Genomic DNA, 16,200 nt, shown 5'->3' with positions numbered 1-16,200 from the left:
TTAAGGGTTTTCACAAATCAGTATAAATTGCGATATAATAGGTAAATATTTCAAATATTTTGTGCAAGGTGGATAAGGTATGTCAGAAGGTGTCGTTAATAACAATCCAAAAAAAGAGCTGTTATTCGCTTTAGGTGGCATTGCCATGTTCTTAGGTATTGTCTTACTTATTGGTGTTTCTGCGTTTTTGCGTCCAGCAGGCGAGCATATCACTGCTGAGACAACTGAAGCATCAGCTGCGGCAGATGAAGCAGAAGCCACTGCTACTGAAGAAGAGGCGGCTCCAGCCGATGCAGAAGCTGCAACAACAGAAGAAGCGTCAGATGCTGCAGCGCCTGATACCGCGGCAGATGCAACCGTAACCCCAGCGACAGATGCAGATAGTGCAGTTGTCACCGCAGAAGCTGGTACAGCAACTGCTTCTGGTACTGTAAGCCAAGCTGCTGTTGCCGATGCGGATTTGACAGCTGAGCAAGCGGATGGTGACTTAGAAGCTGGCGATACCGCAGCACAGTAGTCTGTAATACGGTCAATCAAATGAGTGGTAATGCTACCTGTCTATAAAATAAGTGACTTTACCACGTCTCTATCAATAGTACTTTAAGTACGATGATAGAGACTTTAACATCTAAAAAAAGCTCGTTCTCAATAGTTGAGAGCGGGCTTTTTTTATGGGTATTTGTGTAATTTTTAGCCAACTTTTTCTTTACTTGATTATAACCAAGTGAAACAATGTTCCGCCTATATGACCGTTCATCCGAATAATTGAGGGTTCTGTCATTACCAAAATAATCTTTAAAGGAATAAAGTTGTGAGTACACAGTCTAAATCAGAAGCTAGTGCAGTTGAGCTGGAAGCACTAGATAATGGCTTTATGGGACATCCCGCGCCATTACGCTCATTGTTTTTTACCGAAATGTGGGAGCGTTTCTCTTACTATAGTATCCGTCCGCTACTAGTGCTATTTATGGTGGCCACAGTAAGCAGTGGTGGTTTTGGCTTTAATGAAGTCACCGCTTCTGCTATTTATGGTATCTTTGCTGGTTCGTTATACTTAGCAGCAGTACCAGGTGGCTGGTTAGCAGATAATTGGCTGGGTCAAGAGCGTGCATTGTGGTGGGGCAGTATCATTATTGCTCTTGGTCACTTGTGTATTGCGCTTTCAGCGATGTTTGGCATGACGCTGTTCTTTGTTGGTTTAATCTGTATTGTCTTGGGCTCAGGGTTATTTAAAACCTGTATCTCAGTGATGGTTGGCGCTTTGTACCCCAAAGGCGACTCTCGCCGTGATGGCGGCTTTACCTTGTTTTACATGGGCATTAATATCGGTGCGTTATTAGCGGCACTTATCGTTGGCGTATTCAAAGAAAAAGGCATGTGGCATGTCGGTTTTGGCGTTGGCGGTTTGGGTATGCTGATCTCATTATTGATCTATCGTTTTGTCGCACAAAAGAATTTGACGCGTTATGCACGCGCCAAAGGTATCTCTGCTGAGTGGGAAAAATCTAACGATAAATACAAAAACATCGGTCGCTGGGTTGGTGGTTTTGTCGCGTTGTTAGTAGCTGCAGTGCTATTAGTGTCTACCGGCATGATATCGTTCAATCCTGAGATGGTTGCAGAGTATATGACCTATATCATTGCTGCAGTGGTCATCTTGTATTTTGTCATTATGTTTATCTCACCGCGATTAGATAAGACGGACAAACTACGCTTGTTAATTTGCTTTGTCTTAATCATTGGCTCGACGCTGTTCTGGTCAAGCTTTGAGCAGCAGCCAACGTCTTTTAACTTGTTTGCTGATCGTTATACCGACCTGAATGTTTTAGGATTTGAGATACCAAGTATCTGGTTCCAGTCATTGAACCCACTATTTATTTTAATATTGGCACCTATCGTTAGTGTTATTTGGGTCAAGCTTGGTAACCGAGGTCTTGAGCCTAGCAGTATGGCTAAGTTTGCACTCGGTATGCTACTGGCAGCCGCAGGTTTCGCCTTGATGATTTTTGCTTCAAAAAGCATTTTAGCGCCTGGTGCTGGCTTGGCATCACCACTATGGTTGGTTGGTAGTTTATTATTATTGACGCTAGGTGAGTTAGCATTAAGCCCAGTTGGGTTATCTGCCATGACTAAATTGGCGCCAGAAGGTATGCAAGGCCAAATGATGGGGCTATTCTTTGCTTCTATCGCTATGGGTAACTTGGTTGCTGCTTTCTTTGGTGGGCATGTATCAGCTGACAAAATCGAAGGGTTACCAGGTCTGTTCACAACCATGACCATCTTCTTGGTAGTTACCGCTGTACTATTATTGATACTAGCAAAACCTATCAATAAAATGCTCAAAGAAAGCGAGCGTGAGAAACAACTGGCTAAGCAATAAAATAGTCTGATGTACATTTGTGATTAACAACAGCACAAGTGACACATGATGAGACGTGTTACCATTACTGGTAGCACGTTTTATTGTTTTAGTTGGTGGGATATTTAGCACAAGCTATTGAAAGCTTACTATCTGCCCAAACATCTAATGATAGCTCACCATAACCAGCAGTACAGCGTTTTATAAGCCTATATTAATTCAACTTTCTATTCTCAATAAGCAGAAGTAATTATCAAAGCAAACATAGTTAGATAGCTAAATAAGTAGATTGTTTGCTTGAATAATCTCTATCGATAATAAATGTCTTATTACAACTAAAGCAGTATCAAAAACTTAAATAAGACGACTATTAGAACAAGACGATTGTAAATAATCGCTCCAGCATATTTTTATAACCTTTATAAGGACACATTCAATGAATAAACAAGCCATTCACGAACGTATTGCTAATTTACGTAGCACCTTAGCCGCGCAAGATCTCACCGCTATCATCGTACCCTCTGCTGATCCCCATTTATCTGAATATTTACCAGAGTACTGGCAAGCACGCTTATGGCTGTCAGGGTTTACCGGTTCTGTCGGCACGCTGGTTGTGACTGCTGATTTTGCAGGTCTATGGACGGATAGCCGTTATTGGGTACATGCCGCTGACCAGTTAGAAGGCACAGGTATTACTTTAGAAAAGCTTGCGCCGGGTCAGCCAAATCATATCGATTGGCTAGCCGAGCATTTGCAAGAAGGGGATAGCGTAGCAGTGGATGGCAATGTGTTATCTATCGCTGAGCAAGATCGCTTGTTAAATGCTTTTGATGCCAATGATATTACTTTGATTACTGAGCGTGATGTGCTGACAGAGATTTGGACAGATCGCCCAGCACTACCAGCGGCCAAATTATATACTCATGATGAGCAGTTCCTTGCTCAGTCTGCCACCTCAAAAATTGCAGCAGTACGCGAAGGTATGGCAGAAGCAGGTGCGACCCATCATTTACTTTCAAGCTTAGACGATATCGCTTGGTTGACGAACTTGCGCGGTGCGGATGTTGATTATAATCCGGTATTCTTATCACATATGTTGATTGACGCAGACAAAGCAACGTTGTTTGTTGATACTGATAAAGTAAGCGAAGATATTGCACAGAGTTTAAAAGACAGCGGCATCACATTGGCTGACTATTCTGCTGTGCAAGAGGCATTGAGCGCATTAACGCCAGACGATTTACTACTGTTAGATCCGAGCAAAATCGCAGTAGGTACGCTCTCAAAAATGGCAGATGATGTTGGTTTTATTGAGCAAATGGCACCTAGCACATTACTCAAATCTGTAAAATCTGATGCAGATATCGATCATGTCCGTGAAGCGATGCGTCAAGATGGCGCTGCTTTGGCTGAGTTTTTTGCGACATTTGAGCAGCGTCTAGCAGCAGGTGAGCGTTTGAGTGAACTAGATGTTGATAGTATGCTGATAGACGTGCGCAGTCGTCAGCCGCATTATGTCTCGCCAAGTTTCCCAACCATCGCAGGCTTTAATGAAAATGGCGCATTGCCACATTACCGTGCAACGCCAGAAAAATTCAGCTACCTTGATGTGGCCGAGGGCGAAGGCGGATTGCTACTGATTGACTCAGGTGCACAATATCAAAACGGTACGACTGATATCACCCGCGTAGTCGGTATTGGGCAAGTCACTGCTGAGCATAAACGTGACTTTACTCTTGTGCTAAAAGCCCACATTGCGCTAGCTCGTGCTCACTTCCCTGATGGTATCGCCTCACCGTTGATCGATGCCATTTGCCGTGCGCCATTATGGCAAGCACAGATGGACTATGGTCATGGTACGGGTCACGGCGTTGGGTATTTCTTAAACGTACATGAAGGCCCACAAGTCATCGCCTATAGCGCTAGCACACCAAAAGAGCGTGCGATGAAAGTCGGTATGATTTCTAGTAATGAGCCAGGTCTATACCGCGAAGGCAAATGGGGTATTCGTATCGAGAACTTGGTAGTAAATACGCCAGTTGCTAAGCCTACTGAGACAGAGTTTGGTGATTTCTTAAACTTTGAGACCATCACTTACTGCCCAATCGATACGCGTCTGATTGAGCCATCACTGTTGGATCAAACCGAGATAGATTGGTTAAATGACTATCATAGCCAAGTCTTCGCAGAGCTAAAAGATCGTGTTGAAGGTGCAGCGCTTGAATGGTTGACTGAACGTACCAAAGCCATTTAATACTAAGCTCAAAACATTAACTAAAAGTACTAAAAAGCCCCGTAAATTATTTACGGGGCTTTTTAGTGTTCATTACTTAGTACTGAGCGGCTGTTTCTAACTGTAGGTTCAATACTGAAAAATAATCACTATTAGTGGATGCTTTTCTTAGCAGCTTCATTATTAGTAGTTAAGTCATTCTGCTCGCTAAAGTGTTGGGTTACCTCAGCACGTAGCCAAGACTTTAGGTTTTCAGACATTAGCATCATTTGATCACTTAAATAGTCATCGACCTGTGTTTCTAGCTCGCGGATTAGCTGTTGATGTGTTGCATCTAGCTTCGCGTCTTTTAAGGCCAGATTAATCGCTGCACTGGCTTTATTATTAATATCTTTAATGTGGTTATCACTAAGTGTATGTGCCTGTTCGCTAATGGTTTTGTTGTCAGCACTTTTATTATCGCTAGTATTGCCTTCAGCATTTACGACTTCTGATGCCACTTTTTCAGTCTTTGCACTAGAATTATTAGTAACAAAATCGTCAGTAACAGCGCTATCTACCACGACTTTATCTGTGTTTACTTTAGCTACGTCGATAGCAGCCGTTTCTTTGTCCTTGTCTTTCTCTAACATTGACTGCTCATGTTTTTCTTGTTCTTTTTGAGTCGCTTCTGCCTTGCGTGTGGCTTCTTCTGCTTCTTTTTGCTTCTGTTCGGCTTCTAGCTTTTGTTTTGCAGCGGCTGCGTCTTCTTTCTCTTGTTTGTCCGTGATCGCTTTAGCAATGGCTTGTTCTGCATTGTAGTTGTCATATAGCTCGTCTACATGCGCATCTAAATCATGAGTATTAAAAGTGAAGTCTTCAAATGAGGTGTCAGGTTGTAGCAGGGTAGTGATGTCTTTTAGTTCTTGGGTAATCGCTGCGCGTACTGGCTCAGGCGCACACGTCCAGCGTTGATAAAACTGATGGGAAAATGAGTAGCTTGACATGGTATCTTCCATAAATGTTCCAAAAATTACCCCTTATCATACGCAAGTACGATAAGGGGCTGCAAGTGGACAAACGTAGCAAATCTGACACCAACGTTACAATATATCGTGCTGTAAGCGCTCAAGTGTTATTGATTGACAGGCCAGCGAGCAAATATCAAGGAGCCATTGGTACCACCAAAGCCAAAGCTGTTGGATGCAGCATATTGCAGATTATTGACTTTACGTGATTGGTTAGCCACGTAATCGAGATTGCAGTTATCTTCTACATTTTCAAGATTAATCGTTGGGGGTACGTGCTGATTTTGTAGGGCGAGTACGGTAAATATGGCTTCTACACCGCCAGCTGCACCAAGTAGGTGTCCGGTCATTGACTTGGTTGAACTCACCAAAATGCTGTCTTTCACTGGCGAAAATACTGTTTCGATAGCAATTGATTCGGCGACGTCACCTGCAGGTGTACTGGTACCGTGTGCATTGACATAACCGACGCTTGATGGTTCAATCCCAGCATCATTGAGTGCATTGCGCATGGCTTTTGCAGCGCCGCTACCATCTTCTGGTGGTGCGGTAATATGACTGGCATCATCGCTCATGCCAAACCCGACCAGCTCTGCCAGTATTGTGGCACCGCGCGCTTTGGCGTGAGCAAGGCTTTCTAATATCACCACGCCAGCACCATCACCAAGTACAAAACCGTCACGACCTTTATCAAATGGACGCGAGGCTTTGGTTGGCTCGTCGTTGCGCGTAGATAGTGCATGCATAGCACTAAAGCCAGCTATACCAAGTGGGCTAGAGCCTTTTTCACTACCGCCTGCTAACATGACATCGGCATCACCGTAGGCGATCAAACGCGCAGCAAGACCGATAGCGTGAGTCGCCGTGGTACAAGCTGTTGATGTTGCAAGATTTGGCCCTTTTAAGTTGTGTTTAATCGCGACCAATCCTGCTGCCATATTAACGATAGAGCCTGGGATAATAAAAGGCGAAACTTTGGCGGCACCTTTTTCGTGTAGGGTATCGCGACTGTTTTCGATTGTTTGGATACCACCAATACCTGAGCCCAATATGATACCAAAGCGATCTTGGTCAACACCTTGTACTGGCGCATCAGCAGCACTGACTTCATCGATAAGACCAGCATGTTGTAGTGCCATAGAAGAAGCCGCAATCCCGTAGTGTATAAACTTATCATAGCGGCGTGCATCTTTGGCGCTCATATATTGCTTGGCATCAAAGTCTTTGATGACGCCTGCGATTTGCGCGCGGTAGCCTGTGGCATCAAAATGCGTAATTGGTGAGATACCACTGTCACCATTGAGTAGCTTGCTCCATGAGCTATCAACATCTAGACCGAGCGGCGTAATGGCACCCATACCTGTCACGACCACACGTTTGTCATCAGAGCGCTCGTAATGAGGGGGTTTTTGACGCGATTTATGTACAGGTGCTGCGGTCATATTATTTGTGTCATCATTGGTGGCTTGGTCGATAGGTGAGGTGCTGTGTTGGCTCATGCGATATGTCCTATACTTACGGGTCCTAAGAGGATGGCGTTTTTAAAGTTATTATAAAACACATAGGTGCACGTATGTAAACTAAAATATAACTGGTCAGGCAAAACAAACTTGCCCTAACACCACGCCTTTATTGGCACCAGTTACCGCTGGTAAATTACCAGTTTCACCCATCAATGTTTGTCTGGCCAACCATGCAAAAGCAACGGCCTCTACCCATGTTGGCGCAAGCCCTAAATGTTCAGTGGTTTTTACTGTGCAATGGGGTAGATGTGCTTGCAGGCGTGTCATTAAATAGTCATTCAATGCGCCGCCACCGCAAACATAAACTGAGCTGTTTTTTGAATGACTGACAAACATGTTGATTTGCGTACTGGCACTGATAGCCGTTAGCTCAGTTAAGGTTGCTTGTACATCGGCTGCTGAATAACTGATGTTAGCATTGGCTTGCTCAAAAGCCTGTAGCTCATCTTGCAACCAAGTTAAGTTAAAGTCCTCACGACCGGTGCTTTTTGGATGAGACTGAGCAAAAAACGGATGTGCCAAAAGTTGCTGTAATAATGGCTCAATGAGTGTTCCAGACTGCGCCCAAGCGCCACCTGCGTCATAAGAGTTATCTGTATGCAATGAGGTCCACGCATCCAATAATAAGTTAGCAGGTCCAGTATCATAGCCAACAACTTGATCTTTTTCATTGGCGGGCAAGACGGTTATATTAGCAATACCACCTAAGTTTAATAGCACACGGGTACTATCAGGATTGGCAAATAGTGCCTGATGAAACGCAGGTACTAAAGGCGCACCTTGACCACCAACTGCCATGTCACGACGTCGGAAATCACTGACCACGCTGATACCTGTGCGCTCAGCGATGATATTGGCATCGACCAGTTGCAACGTGAATCCCATCTGCGGGCGATGGCGTACGGTTTGTCCATGACAGCCAATCGCTAGTACTGACTCAGGATCGGTATCTGATTGCTGCAATAGCGTATTGACCACTTCACTCGCGAACTCAGCGTACGCGCGACTTGCCCAGCCGAACCAATCCAATTCACTGTTTGGTTCATCAGTCTCTGGTACGAGTTGATTCACACCATTCGGCTGACACAATGCCAATAGCACTTCACGCAGACGTGGCGGAAAATCTTGGCTATAAGTCGTAAGCAATCGCATCGGTGGTTGGGTACTATCTTTGGTGCTCATCTCAGGATTAAATTGACAAAGAGCAGCATCCATACCGTCCAAACTGGTGCCAGACATCATGCCGATATATAAGCCATCATCGAAGCTTTCAAATACTGTTTGCTCAAGTGCATCCGTTAGGGTGGCATAGTTCGAATCATCAAAGGTCAAATCATCAATATCGTCTGAAGGATTATCCAAACCATTATTCATAAGCAAGTCTGCGAGGGCATTATGGTCAGTATCAGCAATCGATGCGGGGTTGGTCATGGCAATTTACCTTAAAAAACGCTAGTATATCCGTCAAATTCTAGCATTTTTTCTGACCTTTTGAGGTTCTAAACTTCCTAAGGTGTTGAGCCAGTAACCGTCATTCATAAAAATCCCAATTAAAGTGATATATAGAGAGCATCATGACCAATCAAACTTACACCCTAGAAGAACAACTGGCCCTTATTCAGCGCGGTACGCAAGAGATATTGTCTGAAGATGACTTAGTGGCTAAGCTAAAGCTCAATCGTCCACTACGTATCAAGGCCGGCTTTGATCCTACCGCACCAGATCTACATTTAGGTCACACGGTATTGATCAATAAACTTAAGCATTTCCAAGATTTGGGTCATGAGATTTATTTTCTAATCGGCGATTATACCGCCAAGATTGGTGACCCTTCTGGCAAAAACAGCACGCGTCCACCGTTGACCGATGAGCAAATCAAAGCCAATGCCACGACTTATGCTGAACAAGTATTCAAAATCTTGGACAAAGAAAAAACCCGCGTGGTCTTTAACTCTGAGTGGTTCAATGACATGAGCGCCGCTGACATGATTCAGCTTGCCAGTCAGCAAACCGTCTCGCGTATGCTTGAACGTGATGACTTCTCAAAACGCTATGCTTCACAAACGCCTATCTCGATCCATGAGTTTCTTTATCCGTTAGTACAAGGCTACGACTCTATCGCCCTAAAAGCCGATGTTGAGCTTGGCGGTACCGATCAGACCTTTAACTTGCTAATGGGTCGCACGCTGCAAGGACGCTATGGCCAAGAACCACAAGTTTGTATCACTGTGCCAATCTTAGAAGGGCTAGATGGTGTCAATAAAATGTCCAAATCACTGGGCAACTATGTCGCTATCTATGATGCACCAGGCACCATGTATCAAAAAATCCTGTCGATGCCAGACACACTAATCCATCGTTACTTTGAATTTTTAAGCTTTAAGCCAATGGAAGAAGTTGAAAGATTGATGCGCGAAATGGAAGATGGCCGTAATCCGCAAGAAATCAAACGTATCTTAGCCGAAGAATTAATCGAGCGTTTTCATGATGCTGATGCCGCTGCTAATGCGCACAAATCTGCGGGTAACGTTTTAGCAGATGGCGAGCTACCAGTTGACTTACCAGAAATCATGTTGGATCTAGAAGGGCAAGATGCGTTGTTTATCACTCAAATCCTGAACCAAGCTAAGCTCGCTAAAAACAACTCAGCTGCCAAAGACATGGTAAAACGTGGCGCGGTCAAAGTAGATGGCGAAGTCGTTGATGGTGGCTTTAGTCTAACCTCAGGTCAGACGGTCGTGATTCAAGCAGGCAAAAAGGCTTATGCGAAAGTGACAGTCGGTTAATATGGATAAAGTAGGAGCCTTTAAAACGCTTAGACAAGATTTTCAAAACTTAACTTATGAAAATCATGATAACCAAGATAAGTTGTCTATTAGATTTACAACGCTGATTAGTAGGTTTCTAGACAGTAATTCACCTTATATTCAGAAATTTAACAAAATTAGCTTCACTCCTCTAGCAGTATTTTTCAACGGTAGTGACGAGTCTGCTAAGTTTAAAGAGGCATGGTTGATTGGTCATAACTATGCTTTAAAAGTTATAGATGACGTAATAGAAGATATAGAGTTATTTGACACGGCCGAGAGTTTAACCAAAAAAGAGCCCTTAATTATGAAAGATAGTTCAAAAATCTTTATTGTTCACGGTCACGATGATGGCGCTAAAGAAACAGTAGCTAGATTTGTAGATAAGCTCGGTTTTGAGGCCGTTATTCTTCATGAGCAAGTAGACTCTGGTGCTACCATCATAGAGAAATTAGAAAAATATACGGATGTAGGTTTTGCTATCGTTCTCTATACTGAATGCGACATTGGAGGTGTTAAATCCAAGCCAGAAGATCTGAAACCACGAGCAAGACAAAATGTTATTTTTGAACATGGACTCTTAATAGGTAAGATTGGTCGAGCCAATGTTGTTGCACTTGTGAAAGGTAATGTTGAAATTCCAAATGATATATCAGGTGTGGTCTATAAGCCTATGGATACAGGTGGAGCTTGGAGATATAGCATTGCTAGAGAAATGAAAAGCTCTGGCTATGACGTCGATATGAATAAAATTGACTAAGTGGAAGTAATAATGGCAAACCAAGTCGCAGTTTCTCAAGGCATCTACCGCCATTATAAAGGTAGCTTATATCAAGTATTACATACGGCGCAGCATTCAGAAACCGAAGAATCGCTAGTGGTATATCGTTGTCTGTACGGTGAGTATGGCGTGTGGGCACGTCCGCTTGCGATGTTTACTGAGACGGTCACCGTTGATGGTCAAGCAATACCGCGATTTGAATTGGTTCAGCCATTAAGTGATTAATATCTAGCCACTGATTTAGATTGAATTTAGCGCACAAAAAAACGACCCGTTGAGGTCGTTTTTTTTGTGCATTATCGCAAACTCACAATTAAGCATTCAGAAACTCTTTCAAGACTTGATAAAAACTAACTGGTGCATCCATCGGTACAGCATGCCCTGATGTTGGCAAAATAATACTGTGCGCATTGGGCAGCAGAGTGGTCAAACGCTGTTGCCACTCTGCATTATATAACTGCGAGCGCGCACCAATCAGTAAGGTAGTCGGAATATTGACCGTTGGCAAAACGTCTCGATAATCGTAGGGCAGCGCAACATAAGCAGATAGGCAACGAAGTTTATGTTGCCAAGTCGCGTGTTCCATCAATGAGATTTTGTGTGATGCCCGATAACTGAGGGCTTTTACCAATAATTGCGAAGGTTTGCGACTGACAGAGAGCAGAGAAAAAGAACGTTCCATGTCTAATAAGTTTACTTTTAATTGATAGGGCAGGTGGCGGAAGTCAACTACTTGCTCGGCTTGTAAATAAGGAGCAGTATCGGTAATTAACTGTGTAAATTGCGCAAATAATTCGGTTTGTCGGGTACCAAACACACCGCCACCTTGCCAGTCTGGCTGATTATGGATAATCGGTGCTTGGTCAATATTCAGATAGTGACTCACGCGCTGAGTACCAAAGCGCTGAAAATACGCCCACATAACCAATGCCCCCATCGATATCGCAGCAACAGGAAAAGCCTCAAAGCCAGTTTCTTTGCTCACGTATTCAAATACATCTTGGGTATCTTGTGCATATTGCTCAATAAAATCAAACGTTGGCAACGTTAAGTTACTGGCCAAACCAAACCCTCTAAAATGCGGCAAGTAAAAACAGTAGTGCTGAATTAGCGGTAAAATAAATGGTAGAAATTGCCTCGCATCCATACCAAAAGCGTGCATTAATAGGACGGGTTTACCTTTGCCAATGACAGAGACGGGCAGCAACGTTCCATCAGCTGTTTGGACAGTAATGGTCTTTAGCTGGTAAGGAGTAGGAAGGGGTATAAGGTCTTTTTTCATAGAGTGATATCTCTTTGATTTTTCAAGCTGTCTCGGTCAATTTAGCTAAGAAAGTATTGCGGTAGAGTACACAGCTACAAAATAGTTATACCGCGAATAAAAGACTGCTATATTAAAGCTGTCACCTGACCATAGCATAGAATTTGGCTAAGGGTAAAAGCCAACAGTGAGACTATACCAGTGCTATGTAGGGGCTGAAAATGATCGTTGAGGATACAAGTGCATGAGCAGATCAACATTGCCATTACTCGATAGTAGCCTATATCCACAAGTGTGGCAGCAGCAGCAGACATTTACCAGTCCGCAGGCGCTTTTGCTATCGATGTTGTCTGCTACTTTGAGTAAGGATGTCACAATTGATGCCAGTGCTTTTACCAAGCAGTTATTGGCAGACGATGTTTATCAAGAATGGATTAATACTACGGTGTTTGGGCGTTATTTGCATCGTAACTTTACCGCATTTTATCAGCAGACAGAAGACAGTTTTAACACAGATATGCCTGCATTGTTCCGACAAGAGCTGGTGCGCCATGCGCAATATTTACCATTAGGTCAGGTATTGTTTTTTGCAGGAGATATGCCCAAAAGTGTACGACAGACTAAGACTTTAACCACTACGGTGAATCCGGCAACGGCAATAATAAATGCTCAGACAACGTCTGAGAATCTGTCCAAAAAGCTGAAAGTGAATAATTCAAGGTTAATTATTAATCAGATAACTATCACTGGTAAGCAAGTATTGGGGTTTGCGATACGACATAACAAGCGCACTAGCGAACGTCTGCGTAACGAAGTGCTGATTTTAGACTTTCAGGATTTGCGTTTGGTCAATGAGCAAGCTATTGAAGACATAAAGAAAAGCAATACAGATGACTCTATATTGCTTCGATCGTATGAGATACGCTAACAGGTTCGGTGTTGATAAGTGATATACCTATAATCAACATTGATACTATAACTAGCCGAGCAGTTAATATTAATTTTGCTTGGCCATCGTTAGTCCATTATAAGTCTGGGCGACTGGCATTACTTCTAGACGGTTGACGTTAATATGAGCAGGTGACTCAATTAGCCATAACAAAATATCACCGATATCTTCACCTGTCATGGTTTTAAAACCATCATACACCTTGGCAGCTTTGTCATCGTCACCATGATAGCGCACGTTTGAAAACTCAGTGCCAGCCACATTACCAGGTTCAAGGTTGGTCACGCGTACTTGGGTGCCAATCAGATCCGCTCGCAAGTTTAAGCTGAACTGTTTTACAAACGCTTTAGTTGCGCCGTAAACGTTGCCACCAAAGTAAGGCCAGCTACCAGCAATCGAACCGACATTGATAATATAACCGCTATCGCGAGCGACCATCGCTGGCAAGACCGCATGGGTCAGCGCCATCAAGCCTTTAATATTGGTATCAGTCATACGCATCCAGTCATCAAGACTGGCCTTGTGAGCAGGCTCTGTACCCAGTGCTAATCCTGCATTATTGACCAAGACATCGATTTGTTTAAAATCATCAGGCAAGTCAGCAATGATTTGCGGGATAGCAGCTGTATCACTCACATCCATAACCACGGGCAAAAAAGCCTCACCCAAAGTCTCTGCCAAAGCATTCAGTTTATCAAGGCGTCTGGCGCAACCAATCACACGATGGCCGTTAGCAACCAAACGCTCTGCCAACGCTTTACCAAAACCTGCGCTTGCTCCTGTAATCAATACGTTCATGATCTGTCCTTATTATTGATGCTGTCTGCTGTTGCCATAATTTTGATGACGACTTTATTTACCCTAATGCAACTTATCTATTCGATAACTGCTTACCAAAAATCTTATCACCAGCATCACCTAGACCTGGGATAATGTAACCGTGCTCATCCAAATGGCTGTCTAACGCAGCAGTATAGATGGTCACGTCAGGATGCGCTTCATTTACCAAGCGTACGCCTTCAGGTGCAGCCACGAGTACCAATGCTTTAATGTTAGTACAACCATTTTTCTTGAGCATCTCGATGGTCGCAACCATGGAGCCGCCCGTTGCGAGCATTGGGTCGATGATAAGCGCTGGACGTTTGTCCATGTGGCTCACAAACTTTTCAAAGAAAGGCACGGGCTGCAGTGTTTCTTCGTCACGTTGTAGACCCACGACAGAGATTTTTGCGGTAGGGATCAAATCAAGCACCCCGTCAAGCATGCCAATGCCTGCACGTAAAATCGGTACGATGGTCGCTGTTTTCCCGATAATTTGCTCCCCAGTGATTTCACCACACCAGCCTTGCATTGGGAAGGTTTCAATTTCAAAATCACGGCTCGCTTCATACGCCATCAAGCGGGCAAGCTCTTTGGTCAACGTCCGAAATTTATAAGTACTACAATCTTTTTCGCGCATTAGGCTGAGTTTATGACGGACTAGTGGATGATCGATTACCGTAATTTTTAAACCGTTGTTTAAGTCACTCATAAGAACTCTCTTGATTTTTGGGCTGACGCTTGCGCAGTTACTGCGGTTGCTATTAGTATAAAAGATACAAACACTTACTGCACTTTAACCTTATATTCAGCACATAAATAGTAAGATGAACGCTGTAATAATCAAGCTCGCTAAATACATCGAATGCTTTTGCAAGAGTATTTTTTAACGAAATTATCATGTTAGCGTACATAACCGTTATGGAAGCCACGGCGATTTAGACGAAGTAAAGCATTATTTTCTTAACTAGGCCGACCACGTTTTAAGCGGACTATGTTTTACTATATAGCGCTATTTAAAGTGAAGTAGTATTTAGGCCTGCTATGATAACAAAAAAACCACTTTTCTGATGAAGAATATCATGACTACACGACCAGACACTGACCAAAACAAGGCAAGTCAGGCAGATAACCCCCTAATATTGTCCGAAACAAGAGCCGCCGCAGTAGAGACTCATCCGTTTGCGCCGGTGCTGCCACCCAATGCCACCGTAATGATGATGGGGACGTTTCCACCGACTGCTGATAAGTGGGCGATGTCTTTTCATTATCCTAACTTTTATAATGATATGTGGCGTATCTATGGGCGCGTGTTTTTTGACGATGCTGACTATTTTAGAGTAGGTGATGAGAAGCGTTTTGACCCTGAGCGTATTCGTAATTTTATGTTTGAGCGTGGCATTGCCTCTTGTCCTACTGTCAAGCAAGCCATTCGGGAGACGGGTAATGCCTCTGATAAAAACTTAACCGTCGTTACGACGGTTGATTTAGACAACATCTTGCCGCAAGTACCAAAGGTGGATACATTGTTTACCACAGGTGGCAAAGCGACTGAAGTGTTGCTCGGACTATTAGATGAGCCAATTGCCAAATCAAAGCATCCCAAGACCAATCAAAGTATGGATTATCCTTATCAATGGCAAAATGCAGACAATAGCCAAACAGCCAACATTAACGATTTAACTTTATATAGGTTGCCATCCACTTCACGCGCTTATCCTTTAGCGTTAGACAAAAAAGTCGCGGCCTATAAAGACTTCTTTAAAAAGATAGGTAAGCTATAAGGTAATGATTGTAGAATTTACTGCTTTAGAACCGTTTATATAGCTAGAAAGCGTCTAAAAAAAGACCCTACGTGAAGAGAAAAGTGACGTTAATCGAAGTAAACACTCAGTAAGCACCCGCTCTCATAAATAATTAGCATTCTTTTTCACACTTAACTTATTGAAATGGCGTTAGTATTTGGCGTCTATCAAACTGATTTGACAAACTCTCAGAATAACCCCTTGACCCCACATTAAAACCACGTATAATGCCACCCAGTCGAAAGGGAAGGCAGACTGAAGGGGCAGGAAACTGCATAACCACTCAGAATGCTTTATTAGGATAAAGGGCTTTTACTACTCATAGAGAGTATGAAAAGAACCTCAAACTAAATAAAAAATACTTCTTGACTTGATAAAAAAAGCGTCTATAATACGCACCTCATTAAGGGAAGCAGTTAATAAGAAGGGTGATTAATCATCCGTAATTAACGAGCTAACTTATTGAAACAAATTAAAAAAAGAAGTTGACAGCGTATTAAAACATGATATGATAGTCAGCTCGCTAATTAGCAATAACCACATTGGATATTGAGTATAATTAGTCAGAGTATACCTAATACTGGACGACAGTATCAGACATTATTTAAAAGCATAACTAAAGAACAACTTGTGTGGATTTTTGCTGATTCAGAATG

General features: G+C 43.2%; 14 protein-coding genes. 8 read left to right on the top strand and 6 right to left on the bottom strand.

Going from position 1 to position 16,200, the window contains the following annotated elements:
- Positions 1–79: 79 nt before the first annotated feature.
- The 3 genes from DXK30_RS11185 (at position 80) to DXK30_RS11175 (ending at position 4,613) form a co-directional block, all read left to right on the top strand.
- The gene (locus DXK30_RS11185; RefSeq protein WP_114701756.1) at positions 80–517 is read left to right on the top strand and encodes a hypothetical protein; all 438 of its coding nucleotides are present in this window, start codon (positions 80–82) and stop codon (positions 515–517) included.
- Positions 518–874: 357 nt separating this feature from the next.
- Entirely contained in the window at positions 875–2,380 is a 1,506-nt protein-coding gene (locus tag DXK30_RS11180) for a peptide MFS transporter (RefSeq protein WP_227670756.1), read from the top strand.
- A 415-nt stretch (positions 2,381–2,795) separates the two neighbouring features.
- Entirely contained in the window at positions 2,796–4,613 is a 1,818-nt protein-coding gene (locus DXK30_RS11175) for an aminopeptidase P family protein (protein WP_114701754.1), read from the top strand.
- Between the two features lie 131 nt (positions 4,614–4,744).
- On the opposite strand, the gene DXK30_RS11170 is transcribed toward DXK30_RS11175, so the two are convergent.
- From DXK30_RS11170 to DXK30_RS11160, 3 genes are all read right to left on the bottom strand, one after another.
- Positions 4,745–5,590 carry a hypothetical protein gene (locus tag DXK30_RS11170; RefSeq protein ID WP_114701753.1) on the bottom strand — a complete coding sequence of 282 codons (846 nt, stop codon included), beginning with the start codon at positions 5,588–5,590 and terminating at the stop codon, positions 4,745–4,747.
- Positions 5,591–5,706: 116 nt separating this feature from the next.
- Positions 5,707–7,041 (bottom strand): beta-ketoacyl-ACP synthase II, encoded by a 1,335-nt coding sequence (fabF, locus tag DXK30_RS11165; RefSeq protein ID WP_162799532.1) that lies wholly within the window; start codon positions 7,039–7,041, stop codon positions 5,707–5,709.
- A 153-nt stretch (positions 7,042–7,194) separates the two neighbouring features.
- A complete protein-coding gene (locus DXK30_RS11160) occupies positions 7,195–8,553 on the bottom strand; it encodes an anhydro-N-acetylmuramic acid kinase (protein WP_114701751.1) in 1,359 nt (452 codons plus the stop codon).
- A gap of 143 nt (positions 8,554–8,696) precedes the next feature.
- Between DXK30_RS11160 and tyrS the strand changes: the two genes are divergently transcribed.
- The 3 genes from tyrS to DXK30_RS11145 are packed head-to-tail and all read left to right on the top strand — an operon-like array spanning position 8,697 to position 10,935.
- Positions 8,697–9,908, top strand: a complete 1,212-nt coding sequence (tyrS, locus tag DXK30_RS11155) for a tyrosine--tRNA ligase (protein WP_114701750.1) — start codon at positions 8,697–8,699, stop codon at positions 9,906–9,908.
- 1 nt (position 9,909) lies between these two features.
- Positions 9,910–10,689, top strand: coding sequence for a TIR domain-containing protein (locus DXK30_RS11150; RefSeq protein ID WP_114701749.1), 780 nt, complete (start codon positions 9,910–9,912; stop codon positions 10,687–10,689).
- A gap of 12 nt (positions 10,690–10,701) precedes the next feature.
- Complete coding sequence (locus DXK30_RS11145; protein WP_114701748.1) at positions 10,702–10,935, top strand: DUF1653 domain-containing protein; 234 nt, start codon at positions 10,702–10,704, stop codon at positions 10,933–10,935.
- 88 nt (positions 10,936–11,023) lie between these two features.
- Here the strand turns inward: DXK30_RS11145 and DXK30_RS11140 are convergent, their stop codons facing one another.
- On the bottom strand, positions 11,024–11,992 hold the full coding sequence (locus DXK30_RS11140; protein WP_114701747.1) for an alpha/beta fold hydrolase: 969 nt from the start codon (positions 11,990–11,992) through the stop codon (positions 11,024–11,026).
- A gap of 223 nt (positions 11,993–12,215) precedes the next feature.
- Between DXK30_RS11140 and DXK30_RS11135 the strand changes: the two genes are divergently transcribed.
- A complete protein-coding gene (locus tag DXK30_RS11135) occupies positions 12,216–12,899 on the top strand; it encodes a hypothetical protein (protein ID WP_114701746.1) in 684 nt (227 codons plus the stop codon).
- A 69-nt stretch (positions 12,900–12,968) separates the two neighbouring features.
- Here DXK30_RS11135 and DXK30_RS11130 read toward each other — a convergent pair whose 3' ends face one another.
- Positions 12,969–13,718 carry an SDR family NAD(P)-dependent oxidoreductase gene (locus DXK30_RS11130; protein WP_114701745.1) on the bottom strand — a complete coding sequence of 250 codons (750 nt, stop codon included), beginning with the start codon at positions 13,716–13,718 and terminating at the stop codon, positions 12,969–12,971.
- A gap of 73 nt (positions 13,719–13,791) precedes the next feature.
- Positions 13,792–14,451, bottom strand: a complete 660-nt coding sequence (gene upp / locus DXK30_RS11125; protein WP_114701744.1) for a uracil phosphoribosyltransferase — start codon at positions 14,449–14,451, stop codon at positions 13,792–13,794.
- 370 nt (positions 14,452–14,821) lie between these two features.
- On the opposite strand from upp, the gene DXK30_RS11120 reads away from it, so the two are divergent.
- Positions 14,822–15,523, top strand: coding sequence for a DNA glycosylase (locus DXK30_RS11120; RefSeq protein ID WP_227670752.1), 702 nt, complete (start codon positions 14,822–14,824; stop codon positions 15,521–15,523).
- Positions 15,524–16,200 lie beyond the last annotated feature (677 nt).

Source organism: Psychrobacter proteolyticus (assembly GCF_003350005.1).
Lineage (GTDB): Bacteria > Pseudomonadota > Gammaproteobacteria > Pseudomonadales > Moraxellaceae > Psychrobacter > Psychrobacter proteolyticus.
The sequence above is the reverse complement of the archived record's forward strand: the minus strand, read 5'-3'. Positions and strand labels throughout refer to the sequence as shown.